The organism is Lishizhenia tianjinensis (assembly GCF_900116425.1).
GTDB lineage: Bacteria > Bacteroidota > Bacteroidia > Flavobacteriales_D > Crocinitomicaceae > Lishizhenia > Lishizhenia tianjinensis.
This window is the reverse complement of sequence record NZ_FPAS01000010.1, coordinates 1-2,500: the sequence shown is the minus strand read 5'-3', so window position 1 is coordinate 2,500 and position 2,500 is coordinate 1. Positions and strand designations below refer to the sequence as shown.

2 rRNA genes (1 of these 2 cut by a window edge) are annotated in these 2,500 nt (G+C 49.0%); both read left to right on the top strand.

Annotation, left to right across the window (positions count from 1 at the left end):
• Positions 1-2,284: ribosomal RNA gene (locus BM327_RS15700) — 23S ribosomal RNA — on the top strand; it begins 588 nt to the left of the window's first position.
• 55 nt (positions 2,285-2,339) lie between these two features.
• Positions 2,340-2,453 (top strand): 5S ribosomal RNA (gene rrf, locus BM327_RS15695).
• The last annotated feature ends 47 nt before the right edge of the window (positions 2,454-2,500 follow it).

Sequence of the window (2,500 nt, the reverse complement as noted above, 5' to 3'; positions counted from 1 at the left end):
AATGATCCTACGAGTTACTCCTCATTGGCAAGGTTAAGGATTTAAGGTCCGCAGCCGAAGCGAAAGCGAGTCTGAATAGGGCGCCATAGTCAGTGGGGGTAGACGCGAAACCTTGTGATCTACCCATGGCCAGGTTGAAGTTCCGGTAACACGGAATGGAGGACCGAACCAGTAAGCGTTGAAAAGCTTTTGGATGAGCTGTGGGTAGGGGTGAAAGGCCAATCAAACTGGGAAATAGCTCGTACTCCCCGAAATGCATTTAGGTGCAGCGTTGGAATAAAGTCTTATAGAGGTAGAGCTACTGATTGGGCTAGGGGGCTTCACCGCCTACCAAACCCTGACAAACTCCGAATGCTATAAGATATGTCCAGCAGTGAGGGCATGGGTGCTAAGGTCCATGTCCGAGAGGGAAAGAACCCAGATCATCAGCTAAGGTCCCTAAATATACGCTAAGTTGTTAAAACGTGGTTCGATTGCATAGACAGCTAGGATGTTGGCTTGGAAGCAGCCATTCATTTAAAGAGTGCGTAACAGCTCACTAGTCGAGCGATCGAGCGTGGATAATAATCGGGCATAAGTGTATTACCGAAGCTATGAATTTGACCTTATGGTCATCTGGTAGGGGAGCATTCTAATCTGCGTTGAAGGTGTCTGGTGATGGATGCTGGAGTGATTAGAAAAGCAAATGTAGGAATAAGTAACGATAAAGCAGGCGAGAAACCTGCTCGCCGATAGACTAAGGTTTCCTGAGCGACGCTAATCGTCTCAGGGTTAGTCGGGACCTAACGCGAACCCGAAGGGGGTAGTGGATGGATAACGGGTTAATATTCCCGTACTAGTTATAACTGCGATGGGGTGACGGATTGATGAAAGGACTGCGTACTGACGGAATAGTACGTTGAAGGGTGTAGATATAGGAACGGTAGGCAAATCCGCCGATCCTGTCGAACCTGATAGTACCGGGCGTCTACGGACAACTGGATAATGTCCCTAAGCGGTTCCAAGAAAAACCTCTAAGCTTCAGGTTATAACTACTCGTACCGTAAACCGACACAGGTAGTCAAGAAGAGAATTCTAAGGCGCTCGAGTGATTCATGGCTAAGGAACTAGGCAAAATGGTCTCGTAACTTCGGGAGAAGAGACGCTCCACTCCGGTGGAGCCGCAGTGAATAGGCCCAGGCGACTGTTTATCAAAAACACATGGCTTTGCGAAATCGAAAGATGAAGTATAAGGCCTGACACCTGCCCGGTGCCGGAAGGTTAAGAGGAGATGTTAGTTTCGGCGAAGCATTGAATTGAAGCCCCGGTAAACGGCGGCCGTAACTATAACGGTCCTAAGGTAGCGAAATTCCTTGTCGGGTAAGTTCCGACCTGCACGAATGGTGTAACGATCTGGGCACTGTCTCGGCCATGAGCTCGGTGAAATTGTAGTATCGGTGAAGATGCCGATTACCCGCAACGGGACGGAAAGACCCCGTGAACCTTTACTATAGCTTCACATTGATATTGGGTAATTCATGTGTAGGATAGGTGGGAGACTTCGAGGCTGCGTCGCTAGGCGTAGATTAGTCGTCCTTGAAATACCACCCTTGGATTATCTGATGTCTAACGCCTTTATGGCGGACATTGTGTGGTGGGTAGTTTGACTGGGGTGGTCGCCTCCAAAAGAGTAACGGAGGCTCCTAAAGGTACCCTCAGCACGCTTGGTAACCGTGCGTAGAGTGTAATGGCATAAGGGTGCTTGACTGAGAGACCTACAAGTCGACCAGGTAGGAAACTAGAGCATAGTGATCCGGTGGTTCCGCATGGAAGGGCCATCGCTCAAAGGATAAAAGGTACTCCGGGGATAACAGGCTGATCACTCCCAAGAGCTCACATCGACGGAGTGGTTTGGCACCTCGATGTCGGCTCGTCACATCCTGGGGCTGGAGAAGGTCCCAAGGGTTGGGCTGTTCGCCCATTAAAGTGGCACGCGAGCTGGGTTCAGAACGTCGTGAGACAGTTCGGTCCCTATCTGTTGTGGGCGTTAGATATTTGAGAGGACCTTCCTCTAGTACGAGAGGACCGGGGAGGACGCACCTCTGGTGTACCTGTTGTGGCGCCAGCTGCATCGCAGGGTAGCTATGTGCGGATGAGATAAGCGCTGAAAGCATCTAAGCACGAAACTCACCTCAAGATGAGATATCTTTAAAGGGTCGTGGAAGACTACCACGTTGATAGGCTACAGGTGTAAAGACAGTGATGTCAAAGCCGAGTAGTACTAATTACCCATAGACTTATAGTTTTGCTTTATTACTCTTCAATCGCCCAATATTCAATCAACGAAAATATTAATGATTTTCGGTGTCTATTGCAGTAGGGTCCACCTCTTCCCATTCCGAACAGAGAAGTTAAGACTACTAGCGCTGATGGTACTGCCCTATTGAGGGTGGGAGAGTAAGTCGACGCCACTTTTTAGAAAGCCTTGTTCCAAACGGAATGAGGCTTTTTTAGTTTATAG